General features: G+C 44.4%; 23 protein-coding genes. 7 read left to right on the forward strand and 16 right to left on the reverse strand.

Annotation, left to right across the window (positions count from 1 at the left end):
* The 5 genes from B9T16_RS04120 to glcD form a co-directional block, all read right to left on the reverse strand.
* Positions 1 to 207: N-6 DNA methylase (locus B9T16_RS04120; RefSeq protein ID WP_410244160.1), on the reverse strand; the 207-nt coding region annotated here is incomplete at its 3' end.
* A complete protein-coding gene (locus B9T16_RS04125; RefSeq protein ID WP_315643103.1) occupies positions 137 to 388 on the reverse strand; it encodes a class I SAM-dependent DNA methyltransferase in 252 nt (83 codons plus the stop codon). The genes B9T16_RS04120 and B9T16_RS04125, both read right to left, overlap by 71 nt.
* 1,001 nt (positions 389 to 1,389) lie before the next feature.
* Positions 1,390 to 1,899 carry a DNA adenine methylase gene (locus B9T16_RS04130; RefSeq protein WP_410244161.1) on the reverse strand — a complete coding sequence of 170 codons (510 nt, stop codon included), beginning with the start codon at positions 1,897 to 1,899 and terminating at the stop codon, positions 1,390 to 1,392.
* Between the two features lie 73 nt (positions 1,900 to 1,972).
* Positions 1,973 to 3,739, reverse strand: coding sequence for a group II intron reverse transcriptase/maturase (gene ltrA, locus B9T16_RS04135; protein WP_410244162.1), 1,767 nt, complete (start codon positions 3,737 to 3,739; stop codon positions 1,973 to 1,975).
* 765 nt (positions 3,740 to 4,504) lie between these two features.
* Positions 4,505 to 5,974, reverse strand: coding sequence for a glycolate oxidase subunit GlcD (glcD, locus tag B9T16_RS04140; RefSeq protein WP_006620312.1), 1,470 nt, complete (start codon positions 5,972 to 5,974; stop codon positions 4,505 to 4,507).
* Between the two features lie 6 nt (positions 5,975 to 5,980).
* Between glcD and B9T16_RS04145 the strand changes: the two genes are divergently transcribed.
* Positions 5,981 to 6,133, forward strand: coding sequence for a hypothetical protein (locus B9T16_RS04145; RefSeq protein WP_161783021.1), 153 nt, complete (start codon positions 5,981 to 5,983; stop codon positions 6,131 to 6,133).
* A gap of 20 nt (positions 6,134 to 6,153) precedes the next feature.
* Here B9T16_RS04145 and B9T16_RS04150 read toward each other — a convergent pair whose 3' ends face one another.
* Together B9T16_RS04150 and B9T16_RS04155 are read right to left on the reverse strand one after the other, a co-directional pair.
* Complete coding sequence (locus tag B9T16_RS04150) at positions 6,154 to 7,224, reverse strand: fatty acid desaturase (protein WP_006620311.1); 1,071 nt, start codon at positions 7,222 to 7,224, stop codon at positions 6,154 to 6,156.
* Between the two features lie 327 nt (positions 7,225 to 7,551).
* Positions 7,552 to 7,767, reverse strand: coding sequence for a hypothetical protein (locus tag B9T16_RS04155; protein ID WP_014274291.1), 216 nt, complete (start codon positions 7,765 to 7,767; stop codon positions 7,552 to 7,554).
* Positions 7,768 to 8,050: 283 nt separating this feature from the next.
* Between B9T16_RS04155 and thrC the strand changes: the two genes are divergently transcribed.
* Entirely contained in the window at positions 8,051 to 9,142 is a 1,092-nt protein-coding gene (thrC, locus tag B9T16_RS04160) for a threonine synthase (protein ID WP_006620310.1), read from the forward strand.
* Positions 9,143 to 9,195: 53 nt separating this feature from the next.
* Here the strand turns inward: thrC and B9T16_RS04165 are convergent, their stop codons facing one another.
* Positions 9,196 to 9,675 carry a hypothetical protein gene (locus B9T16_RS04165; RefSeq protein ID WP_006620309.1) on the reverse strand — a complete coding sequence of 160 codons (480 nt, stop codon included), beginning with the start codon at positions 9,673 to 9,675 and terminating at the stop codon, positions 9,196 to 9,198.
* 147 nt (positions 9,676 to 9,822) lie between these two features.
* Here B9T16_RS04165 and B9T16_RS04170 point away from each other — a divergent pair, with 147 nt between their 5' ends.
* Complete coding sequence (locus B9T16_RS04170) at positions 9,823 to 11,091, forward strand: YihY/virulence factor BrkB family protein (protein ID WP_006620308.1); 1,269 nt, start codon at positions 9,823 to 9,825, stop codon at positions 11,089 to 11,091.
* The gene (locus tag B9T16_RS04175; RefSeq protein ID WP_006620307.1) at positions 11,091 to 11,522 is read left to right on the forward strand and encodes a universal stress protein; all 432 of its coding nucleotides are present in this window, start codon (positions 11,091 to 11,093) and stop codon (positions 11,520 to 11,522) included. The genes B9T16_RS04170 and B9T16_RS04175 overlap by 1 nt, the downstream gene beginning before the upstream one ends.
* 116 nt (positions 11,523 to 11,638) lie before the next feature.
* Here the strand turns inward: B9T16_RS04175 and B9T16_RS04180 are convergent, their stop codons facing one another.
* Genes B9T16_RS04180 through B9T16_RS04190 form a run of 3 tightly spaced genes read right to left on the reverse strand, consistent with a single transcriptional unit; the run spans position 11,639 to position 16,348 of the window.
* Positions 11,639 to 12,943, reverse strand: coding sequence for a CO2 hydration protein (locus B9T16_RS04180; RefSeq protein ID WP_410244163.1), 1,305 nt, complete (start codon positions 12,941 to 12,943; stop codon positions 11,639 to 11,641).
* 36 nt (positions 12,944 to 12,979) lie between these two features.
* Positions 12,980 to 14,491, reverse strand: coding sequence for an NADH-quinone oxidoreductase subunit M (locus B9T16_RS04185; RefSeq protein WP_410244164.1), 1,512 nt, complete (start codon positions 14,489 to 14,491; stop codon positions 12,980 to 12,982).
* Positions 14,492 to 14,512: 21 nt separating this feature from the next.
* Positions 14,513 to 16,348, reverse strand: coding sequence for an NAD(P)H-quinone oxidoreductase subunit F (locus B9T16_RS04190; RefSeq protein ID WP_410244165.1), 1,836 nt, complete (start codon positions 16,346 to 16,348; stop codon positions 14,513 to 14,515).
* A 201-nt stretch (positions 16,349 to 16,549) separates the two neighbouring features.
* Between B9T16_RS04190 and B9T16_RS04195 the strand changes: the two genes are divergently transcribed.
* Complete coding sequence (locus tag B9T16_RS04195; protein WP_006620303.1) at positions 16,550 to 16,828, forward strand: MoaD/ThiS family protein; 279 nt, start codon at positions 16,550 to 16,552, stop codon at positions 16,826 to 16,828.
* Here B9T16_RS04195 and B9T16_RS04200 read toward each other — a convergent pair.
* From B9T16_RS04200 to B9T16_RS04215, 4 genes are all read right to left on the reverse strand, one after another.
* On the reverse strand, positions 16,799 to 17,638 hold the full coding sequence (locus B9T16_RS04200; protein WP_410244166.1) for a GUN4 domain-containing protein: 840 nt from the start codon (positions 17,636 to 17,638) through the stop codon (positions 16,799 to 16,801). The two genes, B9T16_RS04195 and B9T16_RS04200, sit on opposite strands and share 30 nt — an antisense overlap.
* Before the next feature lie 93 nt (positions 17,639 to 17,731).
* The gene (locus tag B9T16_RS04205) at positions 17,732 to 18,907 is read right to left on the reverse strand and encodes an NAD-dependent epimerase/dehydratase family protein (protein ID WP_410244167.1); all 1,176 of its coding nucleotides are present in this window, start codon (positions 18,905 to 18,907) and stop codon (positions 17,732 to 17,734) included.
* Positions 18,908 to 18,979: 72 nt separating this feature from the next.
* Complete coding sequence (locus B9T16_RS04210; protein WP_006620300.1) at positions 18,980 to 19,576, reverse strand: chromophore lyase CpcT/CpeT; 597 nt, start codon at positions 19,574 to 19,576, stop codon at positions 18,980 to 18,982.
* Between the two features lie 173 nt (positions 19,577 to 19,749).
* A complete protein-coding gene (locus B9T16_RS04215; RefSeq protein ID WP_410244168.1) occupies positions 19,750 to 20,874 on the reverse strand; it encodes an esterase-like activity of phytase family protein in 1,125 nt (374 codons plus the stop codon).
* 248 nt (positions 20,875 to 21,122) lie between these two features.
* Here B9T16_RS04215 and B9T16_RS04220 point away from each other — a divergent pair, with 248 nt between their 5' ends.
* Positions 21,123 to 21,248 (forward strand): hypothetical protein, encoded by a 126-nt coding sequence (locus tag B9T16_RS04220; protein ID WP_286131343.1) that lies wholly within the window; start codon positions 21,123 to 21,125, stop codon positions 21,246 to 21,248.
* A gap of 94 nt (positions 21,249 to 21,342) precedes the next feature.
* Here B9T16_RS04220 and B9T16_RS04225 read toward each other — a convergent pair whose 3' ends face one another.
* A complete protein-coding gene (locus tag B9T16_RS04225) occupies positions 21,343 to 22,071 on the reverse strand; it encodes a M15 family metallopeptidase (protein ID WP_006620298.1) in 729 nt (242 codons plus the stop codon).
* 906 nt (positions 22,072 to 22,977) lie between these two features.
* Between B9T16_RS04225 and B9T16_RS04230 the strand changes: the two genes are divergently transcribed.
* On the forward strand, positions 22,978 to 23,187 hold the full coding sequence (locus tag B9T16_RS04230) for a hypothetical protein (protein WP_410244169.1): 210 nt from the start codon (positions 22,978 to 22,980) through the stop codon (positions 23,185 to 23,187).
* Positions 23,188 to 23,190 lie beyond the last annotated feature (3 nt).

Below are 23,190 nucleotides of genomic sequence, written 5' to 3' on the forward strand. Positions count from 1 at the left end.
ATGGTGCCAGATATGCTGCAACCAGGCATAGTTAGCATTGCCGGTAGGCGGAATGCCAAACCGCCAGCGGACATCTTCCCGCAGCCTGTCCCCGCCCCAATCGGAAATATTAAAGGGCGGATTCGCCAGAATGAAGTCAGCCCGCAAATCGGGCAGTTCGTTTTTGTGAAACGACCCCCTCGGAATTCCAGCGAATATCGGAATCAATCCCCCGCACCGCCAGGTTCATCTTGCACAGCCGCCAGGTGGTGTAGTTGCTCTCCTGCCCATAGATGGCAATATCGCCCCTCCGCCCGGCGTGGTCTTCCACAAACTTTTCCGACTGCACAAACATTCCCCCCGAACCGCAGCAAGGGTCATACACGCGCCCCTGGTAGGGTTGCAGCATCTCCAGCGTCGGGTAGCGTTAACTATAAACCCTTATCCTGACAGCGATAGCGGGTTATTACTCAACCCCTATATCCTATTGAATTACTCAAATGTTACTCATAACCTAGTCCTAGCATAGGAAAATAATTCTGTCAATAGGTTGATTACTCAGTCAACTAGCATAACCTAGGGGAACTGTCAAATACCTATATCTCCCCCTAACCAGACAACCAATAGGGTACTTCCCTAGCGATACCCGTCAACAGCAAGCCTAGCGGTTCCTAGCGTCACTGTTGACTGCTATCGCAACGGTCAGTTCCCCTAATATGTCTGTTCCGGTTAGGGGGAGGGTATGGGTTCAATTTTGCAGGGTATTGCCTAAAGCTACCAGTGCTAATAATAGGACGGTAATGAGTGCGATCGCAGTGGGATTTATCTATGGCTCAAAGTCAACATGATAGCTGTAGGTAGCCGTAGGGGGAACCCACTAGGTTATCAATGTACAACGATATCAGGCTGCCTATCCGGTTATCTATGGGAGTCAGATTATTGGTGAAATATTGAGGAGCCTACTCGCTACCAACAAAATGCGATCGCATTATCTAAACTATCTCCTACCGGAACCAACCCGATACCCCTAAACAACTTTTCAACTGGTGACTTGTTTCGTCATCTCTCGCTGATACCTACATAATCCTAGAGAATTGATTCCCCATCGAAACCGATACCTACATACCGCTAGACAAGTCTCCAATTTATAGGGGTACTGRGTTCCGCMYGGGATGATTACCCCTAATAAACACCCTAAGCCAAAACCTTAACCCGTCTATTGTGGGTAAACTAGGGGGGTAAGCATTCATATAAATTTTTAGTAGGCCTGTTGCAGTAGGCCTACTGGCAAAAAATATGCAAGTATAAATTTTTAGTAGGCCTGTTGCAGTAGGCCTACTGGCAAAAAATATGCAAGCACCCCCTACAGTTAGAAACCATAGGGGGCCATTTAAGTGATTGGGGTAGGTGTTATCTGTTAGTGTGACTCCATGTATTAAGTAGGCAATTATAGGCCTCTGAGTTAATTAACTCAGGAAGTTGATTAAAACCGTCTAAGTTACTTTTAACCCATAATACTTCAGTTCGTTTCTTTTTTACGTCTTTCTTGTAACTAGCTGACATGACTGCATTTATTTCTATTTTTTGTGTAAATGATTGAGGTTCAATCATCTGATGATAATTCGATACAATGTAATTGCCTGTTATGCAATCTAATGTATGACATAATTTTGTCCAATCTTTAATCGTGTAGCCGCTATAGTGACCTTGTGTACTACCGGGATAAGGCGGGTCACAATAGAATAGTGTATTAGGTGAATCCCACCTTTCAATACACTTAATAGCATCCTCGCAGGAAATGTGAACCTTTTCCAATCTTTCCAACGCTTCAGATAGCCTAGCTTTTTTAGCTATAAACGTAGCCACCTGACTCTGACCTATCTTTGACGTACTCCAATTAGGGGTCGAGAATGGAGTCACCTCCATCCCCTCCCATTCAGAACCGTACTTGAGACTTTCACCTCATACGGCTCCTAGTTTGACCGTCTCCTTGTTAAGAGTACAGCATCATCTCTTCATCAAGAGCTGTTTTATCATCGTGGCAATGGCGATGTAATAATTGGAGATTCTTGTATTCATCCTTTCCGCCTTGGCTTCTGGGTACAATATGGTCTACTTCAATTAAGTCTGACGGGGTAAAGAATTGCCCACACCAGTTACATCTACCTTTTTGCTTCTTGAGTAGTTTTGCTACCCTATTTGGTGTATCGATTGCTTGTCCTTTCCTGGTTGCCCAGTAAGTCCAATTTCCGTCGTATGGTGTTGCGTCAGGGCGTATTAGGGTATGTCTGACAATCGGCGTGTAGCTATGTTTCCACAACTGATGACCATCCTTGGTTTGGAATAACCAAGTTTCCTGTCTTTCTTTCCCATTACTGAGCTTGACCGTTCCGGGTCTAAAGTAATTACTCAGTTTTTCATAACTTGCCTTTTCGCATCTTGATACTGTCCATGCCCGTAACATATGCCAGATTATTGCATCTAGCTTATTGAAGGTCTCAACTGAGACTACCGCTGAATAATAGTTTGACCATCCCTGAACAATTGGGTTTAGTCTACTTATCAGGGCTGACTGAGGTGCTGTTCTATATTGTTTGATTACACCTTTTATTGCTTCTGTGTGGGCAACTGCTTTTTGGCTGGGTTTTATGAGGGTTTTATGTCCGATTAATCGGCTTGCTGCCCCACCTGTTTTCCCGGATTTATACTTTCCTACGGGATATTGCCTGATATTGAATCCTAGAAAATCGAACCCAGGTTCCTCAATCTTGCCATTATACTCAATAGGCTTAAGTGTGTGACATATTCGGGTCTTTTCAGGTTTTATTTCTAGTCCTACAGGTTTTAGCCATTCAGAAATAGCAGTCCTGCACTGTTCAATAATCTCTAGTGATGGAGATATCACTACAAAATCATCGGCGTATCTTATTAGGGTAGCCTTAACTTTAACCCCTTTTACTTTAGGATACATTGTTTCAATTAACCTAGCCATACCCAACAGTGCGATGTTAGCTAGGAGTGGACTTATTACCCCTCCTTGAGGTGTCCCTGCTTCTGTATCCTCAAATACACCGTTGTCTAATACACCCGCTTTGAGCCATTGTTTTAGGTCTCTTTTCAGGATACTTGGACAATGAATTTTGGACAGTAGGTAATCATGGTTTATTCGGTCAAAGCATTTTGCTATATCAGCGTCGAGAACATAGTATTGTCCTTGATTTGTGGCAGTGTAAATTCTACCAATTGCGTCCTGAGCTGACCGTCCGGGTCGGAACCCATAGCTAGTGCCTTCAAATCTCGATTCCCATTCAGGTTCGAGAGCCGACTTGACCAAGGCTTGCCTTGCTCTATCTTGGATTGTGGGAATTCCCAACGGGCGTTTTTCATCCCTGCCGGGTTTTGGTATCCACACTCTTCTAAGTGCTTTTGCTTTGAGATTTCCTTTGATTCTCTCAGTCAGTTCAAACCTTTGCTTAGGAGAAATTGCGATAATTCCATCCACTCCGGCTGTTTTCTTTCCTTGATTGTCTTGGGTCACTCGCCGCACTGCTAAGAGCCGGGCATAGTACGATTTCACCAATAGACGTTGCAACCTTCTTACCTTTGCATCTTGTCCCGATTTAGCTGCTTGGAATATACTCTTTTGGAGCTTGAAAACTCTCCGATGGACTTTCGCCCACGGGATTGCTTTCCATGCGTTGTTCGTAGTCTTGATTGGTCTGGGTTTCCCAAATCCTCTCTTTAAACTCGCTATCGCCATTTATACACCTATTAGACTCTATCCTTACAATCAAACCGTAACCTGTTAGCATATCCCTACCATTACAGTTGGGCGTTGGCTTTTGGTTACATCTCACATCCTCTAGGACTTGCGGTTACACTTATCCCTACTGATATCTCGACCAGATAATCAGAGTCCAGGAGGACTTAAAACGTTCCGTTTATATGGGCATTCCATCTTTAGATTTGTCCTTTCCACCGGGGTACTTTTAAAGGTCTGTGTAGGTATTGCAAAAATTATCCTACTTTTCCCCTTGCTCTTTTGAGCGCAGCGTGTCAACCTATTTCGCTACTTAATAATGACGATGGTTCAAGCCGGACATTCGGTTTCCCTAATCATGGATGGTTGGCAGTGGTCTCAATTCTGGTGTTGGGTTACACCTCGGAGCCTTCCGTTCCCCGCTTCAATCCTGGGGTTATGATTCCCAAAACTGGGGGTGGCTATCGCCGTTACCCTAGCTTCTTTAACTTTTACTTATCCATTTCTGGACTTACTATAAGTAATTTGTATAAGTTAATTCTGCTTTGACCTTGGGTTCCCTGCCTTGATTTGTATCGTGTGATACTAATCGCTGGGACATATAAACAGTTATGAGGATGGTCAGGAGTGCGCTCCTTTGTATTCAACCAAGGGGTTGAAGTCCCCACCAGGCGGTTATTTCAGGTATTTCAACCTTATTTCATGCCTGAACGTCTCGCACTTCTGATTTTATCCTAGGTTAGGTCAGGCGATCGCACAACCTCATCAAAATACCTCAGCACCTTCAAACTTCTTAACATTCTGAACTTTAGCGGATTCTCCACAGGTGCGAGGTGTAGGGAACATTTTACCAGGATTAGCCAAACCCTTAGCATTAAAAACCGATCGCACCCATTGCATAGTTTCCAAATCCTCTTCATTAAACATCTTATTCATATAACACTTTTTATCTTCCCCGATACCATGTTCCCCGGACAAACTCCCACCCACATCAACACAAATTTTCAAAATTTCGCCGCCAATTTCTTCCACCGTCTCTAAGGCACCTGCCACAGAATTATCATAGAGAATCAAAGGATGTAAATTCCCATCTCCCGCATGAAACACATTAGCGATGCGATAGCCATACTTTTCGCTTAAAGCCGCAATTTCTTTCAATACATAAGCCATCTGAGTCCGAGGAATCACCCCATCTTGTACATAATAATCCGGGCTAACATGACCCGCCGCCGCAAATGCCGCCTTCCGACCCTTCCACATTTTCAAGCGTTTTTCCGGTTCATTGGCGGTAGTAATATTCCGCGCCCCATTTTGTTTACAAATATCTGCCACCCGCTGTTTATTGCGGTCTACCTCCACCTGTAAACCATCTAATTCCACCAATAAAATCGCCCCGGCATCTCGGGGATATAATCCGGTATTAACGACATCTTCCACCGCATTAATACTGAGATTATCCATAATTTCCATACCACCGGGAATAATCCCCGCCCCGATAATATCAGATACCGATTGTCCGGCTTCTTCAATGGTAGCAAAATCTGCCAACAGAACACAAATCGATTCGGGGGCTTTCAGAATTCTGAGGGTGATTTCCGTAGCCACGCCTAGAGTCCCTTCTGACCCCACAAATAAACCCGTCAGGTCATATCCTGGCATTTCCGGAATTGAACCGCCTAAATCGACGATAGACCCGTCTGGGGTAACGATTTTTAAGCCCAGGACGTGGTTAGTGGTGACTCCATATTTCAAACAGTGAACACCACCGGAATTTTCGGCTACATTACCGCCAATGGAACAGATAATCTGGCTGGAGGGGTCGGGGGCGTAGTAAAATCCTGAACCGCTGACGGTTTGAGTTACCCAGTTATTAATCACCCCTGGTTGTACGACGACCTGCTGATTTTCGAGGTCTACTTTCAGAATTTGGCGCATTAGGGCGGTGACAATCATCACGCAATCAGTGACGGGTAATGCACCTCCTGATAGTCCGGTTCCCGCCCCTCTCGCTACCCAGGGTATATTATGGCGATCGCATATTTTCACGGCTGCTGCGACTTCTTCTGTGGTGCGAGGAAGAACCACCAAAGCCGGACGTTGGCGATAACTGGTTAGTCCATCACATTCATAAACGAGCAATTCTTCCCGTCGCTGAACCACCCCCCGCTTACCTACAACGGCGGCAAATTCTTTGATTATCGGTTTCCAGTTCCGGCTTACGGTGGGGCTTGACATAAGTTAATGTCTTTAGCTGTGATGAGTATAATTAAACCTGCCTTAGACATAACATCATTTGATATTTCTGTCAAGTCTGACTCACCCAATCAATTACCCAAAATTAAGGTCGGCTGGGAAATTCCACAACCGACCGAGGTTAAGCCACTAATTGGCTGATACAGAGATTTAAGCCTATGCTATTTTTCGGCTACAGCTAAACTCTTTTTGTAGTCCGGGATTGACTGATAGTTGTTATTCTCATCATACAAATGGCAGTGGTCAACAACTTCCTTCATTAAACCCCAGGAAAAATCAGACTCAGGATATAGATATTCACCCCAATTTTCCTGTAAGCTGGCGTATGCTTTCCGGAGGTTATACCAGGGAATTGCGGTGGTGACGTGGTGGGGAACATGAACGTTGATATCGTGACAGAGAAACTCAACCCAGCGGGGATAATTGCAGTGAACAGTCCCTGATAGTTGAGATTCGGCTTCGTGCCATTTTTCGGGTTCTCTAAAGGGAATGTCGGTGATGGTGTGATGAAGCAGGGTAAAGGTACTCATCCAGAAATGGAAGACTAACCAAGGAAGCAACCAAAACTTGACAAATCCCCAAACTCCGATGGTTAAAATCATAGTCGGAAATGCGATCGCCGCCGCGCCGATCACCAACAGAGAGGAAAACTTGACCTGTTGGCGCTGCTTACCTTCAAATTTCGTCCAATCAAAGTGAAGGCTGGCCCAGTGTAGAATGGAACCAATCCACCAAGCGCGACCTCGGAAAAGGTCATAAGTGACCTGCATTAATTTACCAGCGTTTTGGTATTCTTCTTTGCGCCAGGGTTGCCAAGCATTATCTAACCCCATTCTGTTAGTGTATTTATGGTGTTGGTTGTGACCAATACGCCAACTGTGAAAGGGATATATAATCGGCAGAAACATGATATGACCTACCCAATCATTTACCCAGACATTCCGAGAAAATGAACGGTGTCCGCAGTCATGTCCGATGACAAAAAATCCGGTGAGGGCGGTTCCTGTAAATACCCATAACACGGGGAGGAGAAACCAGGGAGCGATCGCTATTCCTAGCCACCCTAAACCCACCATTAAAACATTAATGATTACTGTCATCCAAGCTTTGTATCGGTCTTGGACAAACACATCACTAGGGAGGGTGTTTATAATATCCCTCAAACGCAAATCAGAGGGAACTGCGGAGGGGGGTGACGATGAATCTTCAGACTTTACAATTGATAGGGTCATAGATGAATTTTAAGGGAAAACCAAGCCACCATTACTGGTGCCTGGCTTCTGAATGAATGTGCTTTTTTTTAACTGCCCAGGTAGCTGACAACTTTCTCAGCCCACAGCTTCGGTATTTCAGTCAATCAACCAGCCTAAGCGGTCTTTTTTTGATGAGTTACCCGGCAGTGAGATTGAGAGAAACTCCCAACCAAGATTAGCTGATTCCAAATAGTTGAATCAACCCCTCAGACTGTTAAGTTTAGTCTGATCATTTATAGCACACCATCTGCGATCGGGATCGCTAATTTCTGATTTTTGACAATTGGCCGCCTGGCGGGATTGGGCCTAATTTTTCGGCGCTGTGGGACTAAGCGATCGCATTTGCTTTAGAGTTTGTAATTCTAACAGTAGAGTGTCCACCTCAGCTTGAAGATGCAAAAACTTCACTTGCTGATCAACACTATATATAGATGGCATCTTATCCATTTTACCGGAGGCTGAAGACAACGGCAAGGATGACAGATTTTGTGGACGGGGTAAAGTCGATGAAGGAGTTGGCATCAGTAATTAATTTTGTGGTCTAAACTGAACTTGCACATCAACAAATCTTAACTATATTTTAACCCCATGTTAAACTGGTTTGGAAAAAAACATCATCATCCCCAAATCAAAGTGACTTGATGTTGACATAAGGGGTAAACTGAGTTAAGGGTGACAGGCGCGAAACCGTTTTCACCTGAGTAGGACTCAAGGGCTGATTAATCTATGAGCCCCAAGTTATATACCACGGCAACCTTGAAAAGTCAAGTAAATTGAGCCCAAAACCACAAACTGTAACATTGAAATGACCCTGACTTTGCCCGCAACTGAAAGAAAACTCAATATTTGGCCCGGTCTGATTGAAGCATACCGGGATTATCTACCTGTTACCTCAGCCACCCCCGTTGTCACCCTGCAAGAAGGTAATACCCCCCTAATTCCAGTCCCCACCATTGCCGCCGAAATCGGAAAACAGGTGCAGGTATATGTGAAATATGACGGATTGAACCCCACCGGGTCATTCAAAGACCGGGGGATGACCATGGCCATATCCAAAGCCAAAGAAGAGGGAGCCAAAGCCGTCATTTGTGCCAGCACAGGTAACACCTCAGCATCAGCCGCCGCCTATGCCCGTCGAGCTGGATTAAAAGCATTTGTCGTGATTCCATACGGTTATGTAGCCCTGGGGAAACTAGCCCAAGCGCTCCTCTACGGTGCGGAAGTCTTAGCTATCGAAGGAAACTTTGACGAAGCCCTAACCATTGTGCGGGAGGTTTCCCGTCAATATCCTGTTACCCTAGTTAACTCAGTCAACCCCTATCGCTTAGAAGGACAGAAAACCGCCGCCTTTGAAGTGGTAGATGCTTTGGGTGATGCCCCTGATTGGTTGTGTATCCCGGTGGGAAATGCCGGAAATATCACCGCCTACTGGATGGGATTTTGTCAGTATCATTCAGAAGGAAAATGCGATCGCCTCCCCAGGATGATGGGATTTCAAGCAGCCGGAGCCGCCCCCATAGTTAATGGCCAACCAGTGCCCCATCCCGAAACCATCGCCACCGCCATTCGTATCGGCAACCCAGCCAGTTGGGATATGGCTATAGCAGCCCAATCAGCCAGCCAAGGCAGTTTTAGTGCCGTTACTGATGAGGAAATCCTCAACGCCTATCGCCTATTAGCCTCCCAAGAAGGCATTTTCTGTGAACCCGCCAGCGCCTCCTCCGTAGCCGGACTCCTGAAAGTCAAAGACCAAGTACCAGCGGGAGCCACCGTAGTTTGTGTGTTAACAGGTAATGGCTTAAAAGATCCCGATGTAGCCATTAACCACAGTAATAACCCCACTAAAGAGGGTATTGCTGCTAATTTAGACGCAGTAGCTAAAGCTATGGGATTTTAGCCCGTGGGAGGGGGTTGCTCAATTTCAGTCCAACCCCCTCCTGTAGCGTCCAGTTAACTATTTAACTTAGCCGTATTCTGAGCCTTAGTGAGCAAGTCCATGGTATCCCCTAAAGCCGTAGTTAGACTGGTGCGGGTTTCTAGGTGATCGGCTTTCTCCTTCTCTAGGGCTGCCGTCATTTGGTGGACCTGTTCCCTAGCGCGATCGCGTTCTAGGGTAATCTGGATAATCTTATTTTGCAACTCCTCCACAGTTTGTAAACCCTCAACCTCCCGCTGGGTTTGTACTCGCGTCAGAATCTCATTTTTAGCAATACCAAATTTATTCTGTAGTTGTTCAAGATCTCCGCGCAGTTGAGCGATCGCATCTTGATGGCGGCGCACCTCTTCTCGGCGCTGCTGGGCTTCCGTATTATAATGCTCTCGCCACTGGTCGGCACTAGCTAAAGCCTGATCGCGATCGGATCGCAGTTGTCCTAACTGCTCTTGCAATCGCTTAATTTCATCCAACCATTGTCTAATATCCTGACTCATAACTCAACCTACAAATCCATAAGCAACCGGAAACATTCAACCCCAGGGGAAATTTAAACCATCAGTAACACCCTATTTCTGTGTTAAACCCCCCACGACAAGTCATACTATAAGGTAGCCCTGATTAAATCTTCCCCAACCCGCAAAATGCTACTCGCATTGCCCTGTCAATTTTTATATCACCTAAATAGGGCAATATTGCACTGTCGGTTAAAGCTGCCAAGCCTTAACCAGATCATAGACTATGCTGCTGAAATCCTAGTTAACCTGTTATTAACACTCCTACACCTGCTATGGAAGCTGCTGTTAACCCTGCTAGATGGATTGAAAACCCTATGGATACTCAACCGTAAAGTATGGTGTCTGGGGTTCGAGTTGGTAGCTGCCAAAACCGCCGATCTGCTCATTATATTATTCAAATGCCTATGGTGGCTAGGTCGTCAAATCAAAAAGCGCGTGGTGGATTTTGTTCTATTCTTTACCTACCTCAATTGGCAAACTTTTCATAGTTTAGGAGTTCGTACTGTTCAACAACGGTTATACGGTTTGTCTGCCGAAATGGCTTATCACTCTACCCTAGCACTGGTTCCCGCGCTTTTAGCTCTGTTAGCCGCTATTGGTTCCAATGAATCTCTACAATCTACCCTATTGGAAATGGCGAATTTGTTAGGGGAAGTAGTACCAGAACAAGTCCAAAAATTGATTGGGGCAACTATGAGTCAATCTGGCAGAAGTCTTAGCCCTAGATTATTCTCCTTTAGTTTTATTATTTCTATTTGGCTGTTTTCTGGGGTGATTAGTTCCGCTATGGAAGCCTTAAATAGGATTCATCAAGTACCCCAAGAAAAAATCAGACCTTTTTGGAAGTCTAAATTAATTGCGATCGCCTTAACTTTGGGGACATTATTACTATTAATTATGGCGTTAGGAGCCGTGTTTATTAGTGATTTTTTGGTGGAAATTATCGCCCGCAAAAGTTGCATCTTAGAAACAGTTGGTAATTGTCCCCTAGATAAAATTGATATGTGTTTGGCTCAAGAACCTGTCCAAGATTGTTTGCTTCAATCAACATTATTGGATACTTGGAATCGTCTACAATGGCCAATTACCCTCGGCATTGTCTCCACTAACTTTGCTTTTATCTATCGTTATGGTCCTAGTTACAGAAAGCCTAAAACTCCCCTAATTCCTGGCTCAATTCTAGCCGCGATTTTTTGGGCTTTAATCTCTAATTTATTTCGCTGGTATGTTTACCAGTCTGAGTATTATAATCTTATCTATGGGGCGATCGGCACTTTTATTGTTCTCCTGTTATGGTTAAACATTAGTTCCTTAGTAGTGCTTATGGGGGCACAATTAAATGCTACAGTAGGTGATGAAATTCGTCGTAGAAAAACACAAAAGGATAGTCGCTGATGAGTTGGTTTAATAAAAATGCCGTATTAGTCCCTATCGATTTCTCGGAACTTTCTTTTGCTGCTTTATCCCCAGCGCGGGAGTTTGTCCCCCATATATCGCAACTCCATATTATCCATATTTTGCATAAATTACATCCCGCAGAACCTGGCTCCATGTGGGAATCAGTTAGTCCTGAGTCTCGCCAAAAACACGCGGAAGAGGCTTTGAAAGCTGAGTTGATCAAAAGAGGATTTGATGGCGCAACAGTCACCGTTTTAATTGGTACACCTAGCCATGAAATTGTCGATTATGCTAAAGCTCAAAATATAGAGTTAATTGTTATGCCTACTCACGGCTATACTGGCGTTAAACGGGTGTTAATGGGTTCGGTCGCAGAACAAGTCGCTAGGTTGGCTGAATGTGCGGTATTATTACTTCATCAAACCTAATGCCATTAACTTTTCTGGGTAATTAAACCCTACGGCTTCGGTGGTGCGTCATCCCCAAATTATCGGGTTGAGATTTATATAGCCTGGGCTATGACGCACCCTACGGGGAATTTAGCTTAACGGTAATTGGGAGTTTGAATATTCCTTAACCGTGCTTCGGGGCGTTTAAATCGATCCATTTGCGCCTCAAAAAAGGCTCTGTTGGCTTCTAGGTGGCGGGGGTTGGGGTCATCAAGGGGATATAGTAAAGCCGTCCTTAAAGCCTGAATAACGGCTGATGTGACGCAATACATGGAACGCTGAAAAGTGTTAGCCAACTGAATCAACATATCATCCTCACCTCGGCAATATTTCTGGTAATAATCCACTAAGTAGGGAGGTAAGAAGTGATACATATCCTGCATTAATAAAGTTGGTGGTATTCCAGCGGTACCCACTGGGAAAATATCGGCGTAAAGAATACCATAATGAAAATCCTTTTGGTCATCAGGAACCTGTTGGGCTTGGGCGTTGTAGGACTTAGTACCCCGGAAAGGTGCGGTGCGATAAAAAACGGCTTCTACATAGGGTAAAGCGGCTTCATAGAGCCACATAAAACCTTTGGATTTGGGGACGATTTCATAACATTCGCCATCAATATAAACATGATGATAAATAGGGCGACCCGCGATCGCAAAAATGCCATTAACTAGGAAATTCATCGCCTCTGGTACGGTGGTCATTGTCCCCTCATCATAGCGATCGCTCATTTCAAAAAATACGGGAGCCATGACTTCCCAAAATAGCCCTAAATTGCTATAATAGGAAAGTTGCCTGACCTGTTCTAAGAACATATCCGGGAACAGTTGATATAAACCCAACATAACTGGGTTTTTGCGGAAATAGGCGCGGATAGCCCGGTCAGCATTGGCTTTATATTCGTCTGTGTCTAAATAACTGTCAAATCTGCCGCCCATTTCTCGATGCCAAAACATGGCTTGCATACAGGCTTCGGCAAATTCCATATTAACGCGATCGTGCCATAAATGATGCAGAAGTTTGGGCATTTTTCGGGTTTCCCCTTTCTGTATAAATGCCAATAATTCCGGGTGGGCGATCGCTTCTCCGCGCCAAATCCTTAAATCCGCATCATCCCCCGCATAATGGTTATGCAGGTCTAAATATTCCTGGGGTAAAAAGTATTTAAAAAACGGCAACGGATTTAAAAACACCCGTTCAGCAATATATAACAAATCGCGCCAATAGAAATCCATGGGCACCGCATAAGCCTTATAAATGCCGATAATTTGCATCAAATTTTCGGGGGTATCCGGTAGCATAGCACCTCCCGCCTCTAAGCGATGAATAATCTCAGCAAACTCATGTTGAGAAGGAGGTAATTTAGTGGGGATTTTTTCTGATTGCATGAAACTGGTTGTCATAATCAACATTAATTAACTAAACGGCGGGATAAAGAATCATAAACCAGAGGGATTTTCCGGTTGAATGGCTACCTGTTGCACGGGATGAATACTCAACTCCATTGCCATTTGTTTAGCTGTGGGTTCACACCAGCGTAATAACCAACTAGGTTGCACACCTAGGAACAGAATTAACAGGGCTAAAATCAAAGCTGGTGCTTGTTCAGAAAAGGCAACTTTTGGATAATAGGCTAACTCATTGTCTAGCTTACCAAAACAAGTGCGGTTGAGCAAAATCACAAAATAAACAGCGGTTAAACCAGAGGCAATAATACAGAGTAAACTCTGAATGGGGAAGACGGTAAAAGTACCTTGAAAAACCAGAAATTCTGCCACAAATCCCACTAAGCCAGGAATACCCGCACTCGCCATTCCTGCCATAATTAATAAGGCGCTGGTGAGGGGTAAACCACGAATGGGGTTCATTAAGCCATTTAAGAGTTTTAAATCCCTAGTTCCCACTTTGACTTCAACTATTCCCACCAAGTGGAATAGAATAGCTAAAATCAACCCATGGGCGACCATTTGGGAAATAGCGCCAATCAGACTAACTTCGGTTCCCGCCGCCATAGCGACGATAATATAACCCATGTGACCGATGGAACTATAGGCAACCATGCGCTTGATATCTTGTTGGGAAATGGCGGTTAAAGCCCCATACATGACGCTAAAGACGGCGATAATGGATAATTCGGGGGCGATAATTTGCCAGGTTTCTGGGAAGAGTTGTAAGCCAAATCTAATTAACCCATAGGTTCCCAGTTTTGCTAATAAACCTCCTAGTAAAATGGTGACGGGGGCGGAAGATTCTACATAAGCATCAGGTAGCCAGGTATGGAAGGGAACTAGAGGAATTTTAATACCAAATCCAATTAGTAGAATTACCATCAATACCAGTTGGCTAATTGCTGATAAATTCTGAGTTTGAATGGCACCAAAATCAAAACTTCCTGACCCACTTAACCAAGCCATACCCAGGAAAGCTGCCAAAATCAAAATTCCTGATACGGCGGTATAAATTAGGAACTTCATCGCTGCATAGCTGCGTTTTTCGCCGCCCCAAATGCTAATTAATAGATAAATGGGGATGAGTTCCAATTCATAAAACAGCACAAACAGCAGGAGATTTTGGGAGAGAAAAGCACCAGCGATCGCCGCATTTACTAACAAAATCATGGAGTAGTAAAGACGGGGGCGATTCATGTCGGGGCGACTACTGGCGATCGCCATAGGGGTTAAAATGGCGCTTAACCCTACCAGAGGTAAAGATAAGCCATCCATTCCCAAACTATAGGATAACCCTAATTGGGGAATCCAGGAGAGATATTCTTCCCACTGAAAACCAGGATTATCTAGGTCGAAATCTAAGGTTAATTTCAGCGTCCACAGCCCCGTTAATGCCATAACAGCCAAGGCGATCGACCGAATCCGGTGGGGGGTAAAGGAAGGGGGGAGCAAGCCGATTAAGAGGCTACCAACTAGGGGAATTGCAATTAACAAACTAAGCATGATTGACCATCTGTGAGGGACTTAGAACAAACCAAGGGATAACAAACTTAACAGGAGAGTAATGCCGATTACAATAGTGAGGGCATAAAATTGAGTTTGTCCCGAAACGTTATATTTGAGGCTTTGTCCACTAAAAACTGTGGCTAGACCGACTAAATTCACGAAGCCATCGACAATAAATCTATCTATCCAATCAATAATTTTGGAGATGAAGGCGACGGCGGAAATGATGGTTAATCGATACAGTTTAGCGGTGTAGAAATCGTAAGCGAAAAAGTCCTGAACTGATTTAGACCATAATTTAACGGGTTTCTCAATGCCGTTAAATACATAAATCCAGGTAGCTAGTCCACCACCGATCGCACTAGAAGCTATCAGCAATGTGGCTACAGTGAGGTTAATACCCTCCCAACTGGGTAGGACTCCCCAAGCCTTCAACAACAGGGGAATATGTAGACAAAAACCCATTAAAACGGTCATCGGTAGCACTAAAGCCCAGAGTCCCTCTGGTGATCTAATAGTCATCTGTTTAGGGGGTCCCGCAAAAATCGAGCCAAACTCACGGGTGAGACTAAAAGCAGTTAAAGCGTTGATTACCAATAAAGTAATGGCGATCGCCGGTTGACTGATCCACAGATTTTGTGTCAACTCCAACATCGTCCAAAAGCCACCAAATGGCGGCACAGCGACCAAAGCCATAATCCCCACAATAAAACAAATACCCGAAATCGGGCGGCGCGACCACAGCCCCCCATATTGAGTTAAATCTTGGGTAATATTATTGAGGATAATTCCGCCGCTGGTCATCACTAATAATGCCATCGCCATGGAGTAAGTCAACAGCAGTAATAACGCCGCCTGAGTTTGTCCGGTTGCGACAGCAATAAAAGTTATCCCCATGTATGAGCTAACCGAATAGGAAACCGCCCGTTTGACATCAATTTGAGCAATAGCGATCGCGCTGGCACCCACAGCCGTAGCTAAACCGATAAACACTGCTACAGACACCGCCACCGGAGACAGGGAAATCACCGGAAACACCTTAATTAATACCCAAGCGCCGCAACAGACAACTACCGCATTCCGTAGGATGGTACTAGGAAGGGGGCCTTCCATAGCCTCATCAAGCCATAAATGCAGAGGAAACTGAGCGCACTTACCCAACGGACCCGCCAACAAAGCCAACCCTAACAGAGTCGCAACAGTGGGGTTAACCGTTGCAGTTTCCGCCCATGTTGCTAATTCCGAAAAATTCCAACTTCCCGCCAGGGGATACAGGGAAACTACCCCCATCAATAGGAATAAATCCCCCACCCGTTTAGTCAGAAAAGCATCTCGCGCCCCAGTTACCACCAGGGACTGATTAAACCAGAAACCCACCAATAAATAAGTCCCCAGGGTGAGAATTTCCAAGACGATATAACTGAAAAACAGGGAATTGCACAACACCAGGGCGGCGAGTCCAGCTTCAAATAATGCCATCAGCGAGTAAAACCTCGCCCAACCCCAATCCATCTCCAGATAGCCCACAGCGTAAATTTGGGCTAGGCAATTCAGCCCAGTAATTACCAAAGTAGCGCCAATGGTTGTCACTGAGATTTCTAAGGGAATCGAAAAATCCAGATCCGCCACCTGTAGCCACGGAATCACCATCTCATAGCCAGGTTGACCCCACATTCCGCTCAAAGCGATTAAGCCATGTACAAAAGCCATCAGGGTCATCAGGATATTTATATATCCTGCGGGTCTCGGTCCGGTTTTGCGGATAATTCCCGGAGACCAGGGAATTGATAGTAGCGCCCCCAAAAAGGGATAGCAGGGAATCCACCAAATGTTTTGCAGGAAAAATTCAGTCATAACTGAAAGATTGGGATAAATTGCTAAAATCCGTTCTCCACTCAAAGGGAGATTTTATCTTCTCTTTAGATTTGCTATAGATTATAGTCTATGATGTGTAAATCAATTATCATCTGCTTCAGAAATTTGCCACCAATATGCTAATCTCGGCTTATCAATAAGGCTGTAAACGTCTGATAGCTTGGTGTTGACGGGTTTTTCATGATTGAAGATTTGATGTCCCATCCCTCGGTTACAGTGACGGTTAAACTATTCGCGGCTTTTCAGGAAGCCTATGGAGTCCCTGAGTTGGTCTTGCAACTACCACCCCAAACCCCTGTATCTCATATCCTTGATGTAGCGATTAGCGAATATCCCCAATTGCAACAATGGCGGGATTTAACCCGGTTTGGGGTTAACCTGGAGTTTGTCAATCCAGACACCTACCTAAAAGACGGAGATGAGGTGGTTTTAATTCCTCCCGTCAGTGGTGGCTGCTAAGAGTCTCTCGATAAATGACGATAAAATCTCGGAGGCGGTGGCTATTCCTACGCCGTAGCAGGACCGCCGCCGCCAAGGAATTACTGGTAAATGTCCCTTGGGGGCGTTTAGGTTAAAGATTAGTTCATCATAATATTTCCAACTACCCTCTCGCCATCCAATGCGATCGCAAAATTTAGTATAATCCGACTCTACACTCTCCCAGATTTGCTGTTGAATCGTTAACCCAAACAATCCACTACTATAATAATCCCACAAATAATCAATTGTCCCTAAATCCGTCAGCGGAAAATTATCAATATCTTCCACATTTAACCATCCCATTTGTTCCCTTCCCGTCAGATATAAGATAATCTGCCAAGTATACTCATCAGCCGTTTTCCAATCTTCCGCCGCCAATAATTCCATTAATCCTGTATAGTCCATACCCACCTCAGACAGGGGGGGATTTTCCGCGTGATTATCTTCTAACCATATCCGCATTTTTGACAGGGTTTCTGTCACCTGTTCAGGATTAATGGTTTCGATATAATACAAGATCCAATCTAGTTGATTCCTCAGATTTTCTCGCTCAATTTTCGCCGCTGTCAGTTCCGACTCAATGGCATTTATTTTGGGTAACAAATCCGCTACCGTTACCCGCTTTCTCTTGCGTTTTCCCTGCAAATCACCTAGGTTTTTCCATGTTTCTATCGCCCAATCTAGTTGTTCGGGATGAATTTCTGTTAACTCTAAATTCCAGTTACAAACCTCACAATTTCTCGGAATATTTTGCAAATATTTATATCCACAAACCGGACATATAAACATATTATAATTTCCGGGAGTTAATTATTTATTATCCATGGCTAATCATCAGATACCCCGCCTATCTCTCTGGGGAGACAAAGCGGGGAAAATCGATTAGCTTTTCGCGTAAACAGAACCCGGATTACGCCAGGAAACCTTGGGTAGAATTTCATTTTTATCTACCCGATGTTTGTATTTAATCGCGAAATTCAGCAAAGAATCCAATAGCGAATCAGACAGATAATGAGGTTGCAAACCGAGGTCTAACAGATTAGTGTTTTTCGCGTTGAAATAATGGTCTTCCAGTTCAACCCGAGGATTTTCGATATTCTGAATCTCCACATCTAACCCCAGGGTGACACCAGCCTTTTTAACCATCATCGCCAGGTCGCCAACGCTAAACATCTCCGTAAATTGGTTAAACACGCGGAAATGACCAGGTTCAGCCGGATTAGCGATCGCCAACTCCACGCATCGTACCGTATCGCGGATATCCAGGAAAGCCCTAGTTTGTCCTCCCTGACCATAAACTGTCAGGGGGTGATTAATCGCCGCCTGAATACAGAAACGATTTAAAGCCGTCCCAAAAATCCCATCATAATCCAGACGGTTGATCAACAACTCATCCATTCCCGTCTCGTCCGTCAGAACCCCATAAACCACACCCTGGTTTAAATCCGTAGCCCTCAGACCCCAAATTTTACAAGCAAAGTGGATATTATGGCTGTCATGGACCTTAGAAAGGTGATAGAAACTTCCTGGCTGTTTCGGATACGGGACAGTATCCTTGCGACCATTATGCTCAATGGTAATATAACCCTCTTCGATATCAATATTGGGCGTACCATATTCGCCCATAGTCCCCAACTTGACCAAATGTGCATCAGGAAACTCTTCCCGCATAGCATACAGGATATTCAAATTTCCCATCACATTATTGCTTTGGGTGAGAACCGCGTGTTCACGATCTATCATGGAAAAAGGAGCCGATCGCTGTTCTCCAAAATGAACAATAGAATCTGGCTGAAACTTTCGCAAGCTATTGATCAGAAAACTATAGTTATTGATATCACCCATAAACAGGTCAATAGACTTACCTGTTAACTCACGCCAGCGCTGAATCCTTTTTTGAATAGGGGCAATCGGTGTTAAGGTCTCAATACCTAGCTGTTGATCCCAGTGTCGGCGCACCAAGTTATCCAGAATGCCCACTTCATACCCACGGTTGGAAAGATACAGCGCCGTCGCCCAACCGCAGTAGCCATCACCACCAGTAACCAGAACTCTCATAAACTTTCAGTGAAATTTTGTATTTGTTGATACTTAGGTTAATTTATCAGCAATTGGTCCCCCTAGAAACCATTATTCCCCTAACTTCACCTCATCAGCAAAACTCGCCCAGCGCACAAACTCAAAAGGTCCAGCTACCGCACCCCAGATATGCTCATCGGTTTCTGGGTCCATACCACGATCATGGCTAATAAAGCGATCGCCGTCTATTTCAAAACTACTATCCAAATAAGTCAGTTTCCCCTTCCGTTCTACCATACAGCCTTTCCCCGGTTCCACCACTCCCTTAAATCCCTTTCCCGTCCAGTGGGTGATAAAAGTACAGCCGCATCGTTTATTCAGTTGTTCCCTCTTTAAGGCTTTCAGGCGATCGACTTCCCTAGAAGCCCCATAAAACTCCTCCTGACCATCAATCTCATAGTTCTCGATTTCGATATGATCATCTACAGGGATTAACTTCAGCACCCGCACCCGGTAAGGTTGTTTCAGGTTAATATCATAGGCCTGTTCCAGATACAAACTCAACCCATTGAGAAGTTCCCACGGCAGGGGACGCATACAGACCCGAATATGAGCGAAAAATGGCGGATTTTCAAAGGCTTGGGGTTGGTTGCTGAAGTCGGAAGCCAACCAACGCCCTAGGGTCAGAATATCTGTAGCGTGTGTCATAATAGCGCCAATAAATATGATTTCCTAACAATTCTTTCTCGATTCTGTAGGATACAACAATTGCGTACACAGTTCTAGGCAGGACAAAGCTGGCTAACCATGGGGGCGGAGAAAATGCCCGTAGCACCCCCAACCTCAATGATTGACCAAAATTGTCCATCCTCAATTATCCCTTAAATTCCGGTCAGGCGAAAAATCAATAAACCCGGAGGGTTATCTCTAATTACCACTAAACTCTGTCCACCGTCAGGAAGCCGGGGTCCTAAAGTCATACCAGTAACTTGAGCATTAATTCCTAATTCTGGGAGGTTTAAAAGCAGTTGTTTTCGCAAAGATTGAACCTTAGTTAATTTACCGCGTAAACTAGCAATGCGGGAGGTATCTGTTGCGTCTCCACTAAACACTTGATAAATTCCCGCACCCATACCACTCGCCGATCGCTCTAAACTCAGAAATGAACCTCCCCGGTTTAGAGCCACCAGTCCGGCTAACTCCCTTCCCTGGGAATCTTCATCAAAATTATACAGATTTTCCGACACTAAAAATGAAGCGCGATCGGCTATCACATAATGCAATATTCGCACTTTCCCCGCACCGCTATCTAGATCCTGCTTTAGTGATGCGTATGGTGCGACAAACAACCTAAATGGGTCCATCCCACCCGCACTAAAACCATCAGGCGCTATGGCTAGAGATTTTATGCCTAACTCCGGTTGTAAGCCTTGGGGGGGTTTGGTCTCATCCTCCTTCGACACATAGCTCGGAGGTAGTGGCACGGTATTTTTTAGTTCCCCCGTTTCTAGGTCATATTCCCCGATGTGGGAGTTATCTGTGGCGATAAACAGCGACTTGCGCGGGGAAAAGGCGATGCTGCGCGCAGACCTAGGGCGATCGCTTAATTTGATGCTCTCCTTAATCCCAATCTTAGCAATATCTGCCGATTTGTTCCCACCAGCAAACTCCCAACCCAGGGTATATAATTCTGTCGGGTCGCTTTCGCCTTCGGACTCCCCTAGTCCATAAAAGCGAATACCTCCATCGGTCGGTTCACCATATCCGGTAATCTCATAGGTCAAATCTGACAGCCTTTGAGACTCTGGTAGTTCGTACTCACCCACAAACTCTAGGGATAAATCTAAGAACATTCGGTTCGCTGCCGAGACTTGCGGAAGGCTACATGATGTCAGCAATATCCCCACACACAGCCCTATTACAGCTATAAGGGTTCGTATTTCCACAGGGATAGCCACCCTACCATGTTCTAACCTGAATTTATCAGAATTTTCTAAATGTGTCAAGATTAAATCACTCCTAGCCACTAATTCCTAATATGAAGTTAACAGATTTTCCCGATTTTATCTATCCTTAGAATCTCTGATTATCTCTCAATTATTACTCGCCCCTACTCCGATAATTCGGATTTGTCTCTCTCACGACTACAGGGTTAGACACAGACACACAAACACTCAATAATTAAACATTAAATTAACTGCGGATTTGGGCTTGACAAGTTCGGTGACTTGACCTATACTTATATCATGGGAAAATGTGGCGGCATATATATGGTGATTTCAACTATGCCAACCCCAACAAGCGATCGCCATCCCGGAAATTCTATCTATCTCTCGCTGCTACAGGGTTAGACACAGACACACAAACACTCAATAATTAAATATCAAATTAACTGCGGATTTGGGCTTGACAAGTTCGGCGACTTGACCTATACTTATATCATGGGAAAATGTGGCGGCATATATATGGTGATTTCAACTATATAAACCATAAGAAGCGATCGCGGCAGTGTTATTCTGGCGATTATGTAGCCAAGCCCACATTTGATCACCATAGGAAAAATGCCACCATTCATGTAAATGTTGTAGGAAGCCAGCCCTGGTCATGACCTGCTTTAAAATTTGTCGATTTCGATGATATTCTAATTCTGTCATCTCAGAACTTTCAGCAAAATAATCCGGTTCAGACCGAGAAGAAATCTCATCAATATCAGAACCCATATTAACAGCACTGACCGTCACGATATCAAATAAAGTAACATCGACAGCAGCCCCGGTGCTATGGGGTGGAGGGGTAGCCGGATCACGACTAGGAATAGCCCAAAATTTATAAACTTCCTGCCACAACTGTTGTCGCTGTTGTTCCGATAGCAATTCTAAGGTTAATCCTGTAGCTTTAAGTTGTTGTTGAAAAGCATAATCAACCATAAACTGTTGTACTTCAATAGGTCGATAAGCATCAAAAACCAAAATCCGCAAATGTGGATATTCAGCTTGTAAATATTGATGAGCGTTAATTAAGCGATCGCCAACCTTCTCTCGCAGGTAATAGGGGGAACTAACGGGAGAGAGTTGATAAGGCGCACCCAATTTTTGATAGGGGTGAGGAGACTCGAAAATAAACATTTCCGAGGGAATGGGAGTCAACAATTCCCCACAATCTTGAATCGGAATTTTTTGATAAGGTTTTTCAGTAGATGTCATAGACTAATGTACCAAAAAAATCAGCCCCCCCATATACCCCGTTTATCTAAACATCATCAACCCTAACAGAGAGTTTCCGAGTCATGATTGGGGTAGTGGCTAACACCTTCCTAGCCAGCATATAGTGGGAAGGTATTAGCCACCGAAAAATCAGTGCCGATTTTTACTTATGGGTGGACTGAGAATAAACTAGGGTCCGACATTCAACATAGCAGTTAAATATAAGAAACTTATAAAGTCAGGGGTGAATTAGTCAAATTTATTTCAGCAGGTCTGCGCGACAAAAAAAACTCAGCCCCCCATATACCCTATCTATGTAAACAGCATTAGCCCTCGGAGAGAGTTTCCGAGTTGTGATAGGGGTAAGTGGCTAATACCTTCCTAGCCAGCATATAGTGGGAAGGTATTAGCCACCGAAAAATCACAAGTGATTTTACTTATGGGTGGACTGAGAATAAATCAGGGTCTGAAATTAACTGTAGCAGTTAAATATAAGAAACTTATAAAGTCAGGGGTGAATTAGTCAAATTTATTTCAGCAGGTCTGCGCGACAAAAAAAACTCAGCCCCCCATATACCCTATCTATGTAAACAGCATTAGCCCTCGGAGAGAGTTTCCGAGTTGTGATAGGGGTAAGTGGCTAATACCTTCCTAGCCAGCATATAGTGGGAAGGTATTAGCCACCGAAAAATCACAAGTGATTTTACTTATGGGTGGACTGAGAATAAATCAGGGTCTGAAATTAACTGTAGCAGTTAAATATAAGAAACTTATAAAGTCAGGGGTGAATTAGTCAAATTTATTTCAGCAGGTCTGCGCGACAAAAAAAAACTCAGCCCCCCATATACCCTATCTATGTAAACAGCATCAGCCCTCGGAGAGAGTTTCCGAGTTGTGATAGGGGTAGTGGCTAACACCTCCCTAACCAGCCTAGCCAGCCGGAAAGCGATCGCACCTGAAAAATCACAAGTGATTTTACTTATGGGTGGACTGAGAATAAATCAGGGTCTGGAATTAACTGTAGCAATGAAATATAAGAAACTTATAAGGTTCAAGAAAAAAATTTGTCAAGTCGCTATGACTTTAATATCAAAAGCGCTACTATCAAAACTATAAGTA

Origin of the sequence: Arthrospira sp. PCC 8006 (assembly GCF_046480465.1) — a bacterium.
GTDB classification, from domain to species: Bacteria; Cyanobacteriota; Cyanobacteriia; order Cyanobacteriales; family Microcoleaceae; genus Limnospira; species Limnospira platensis.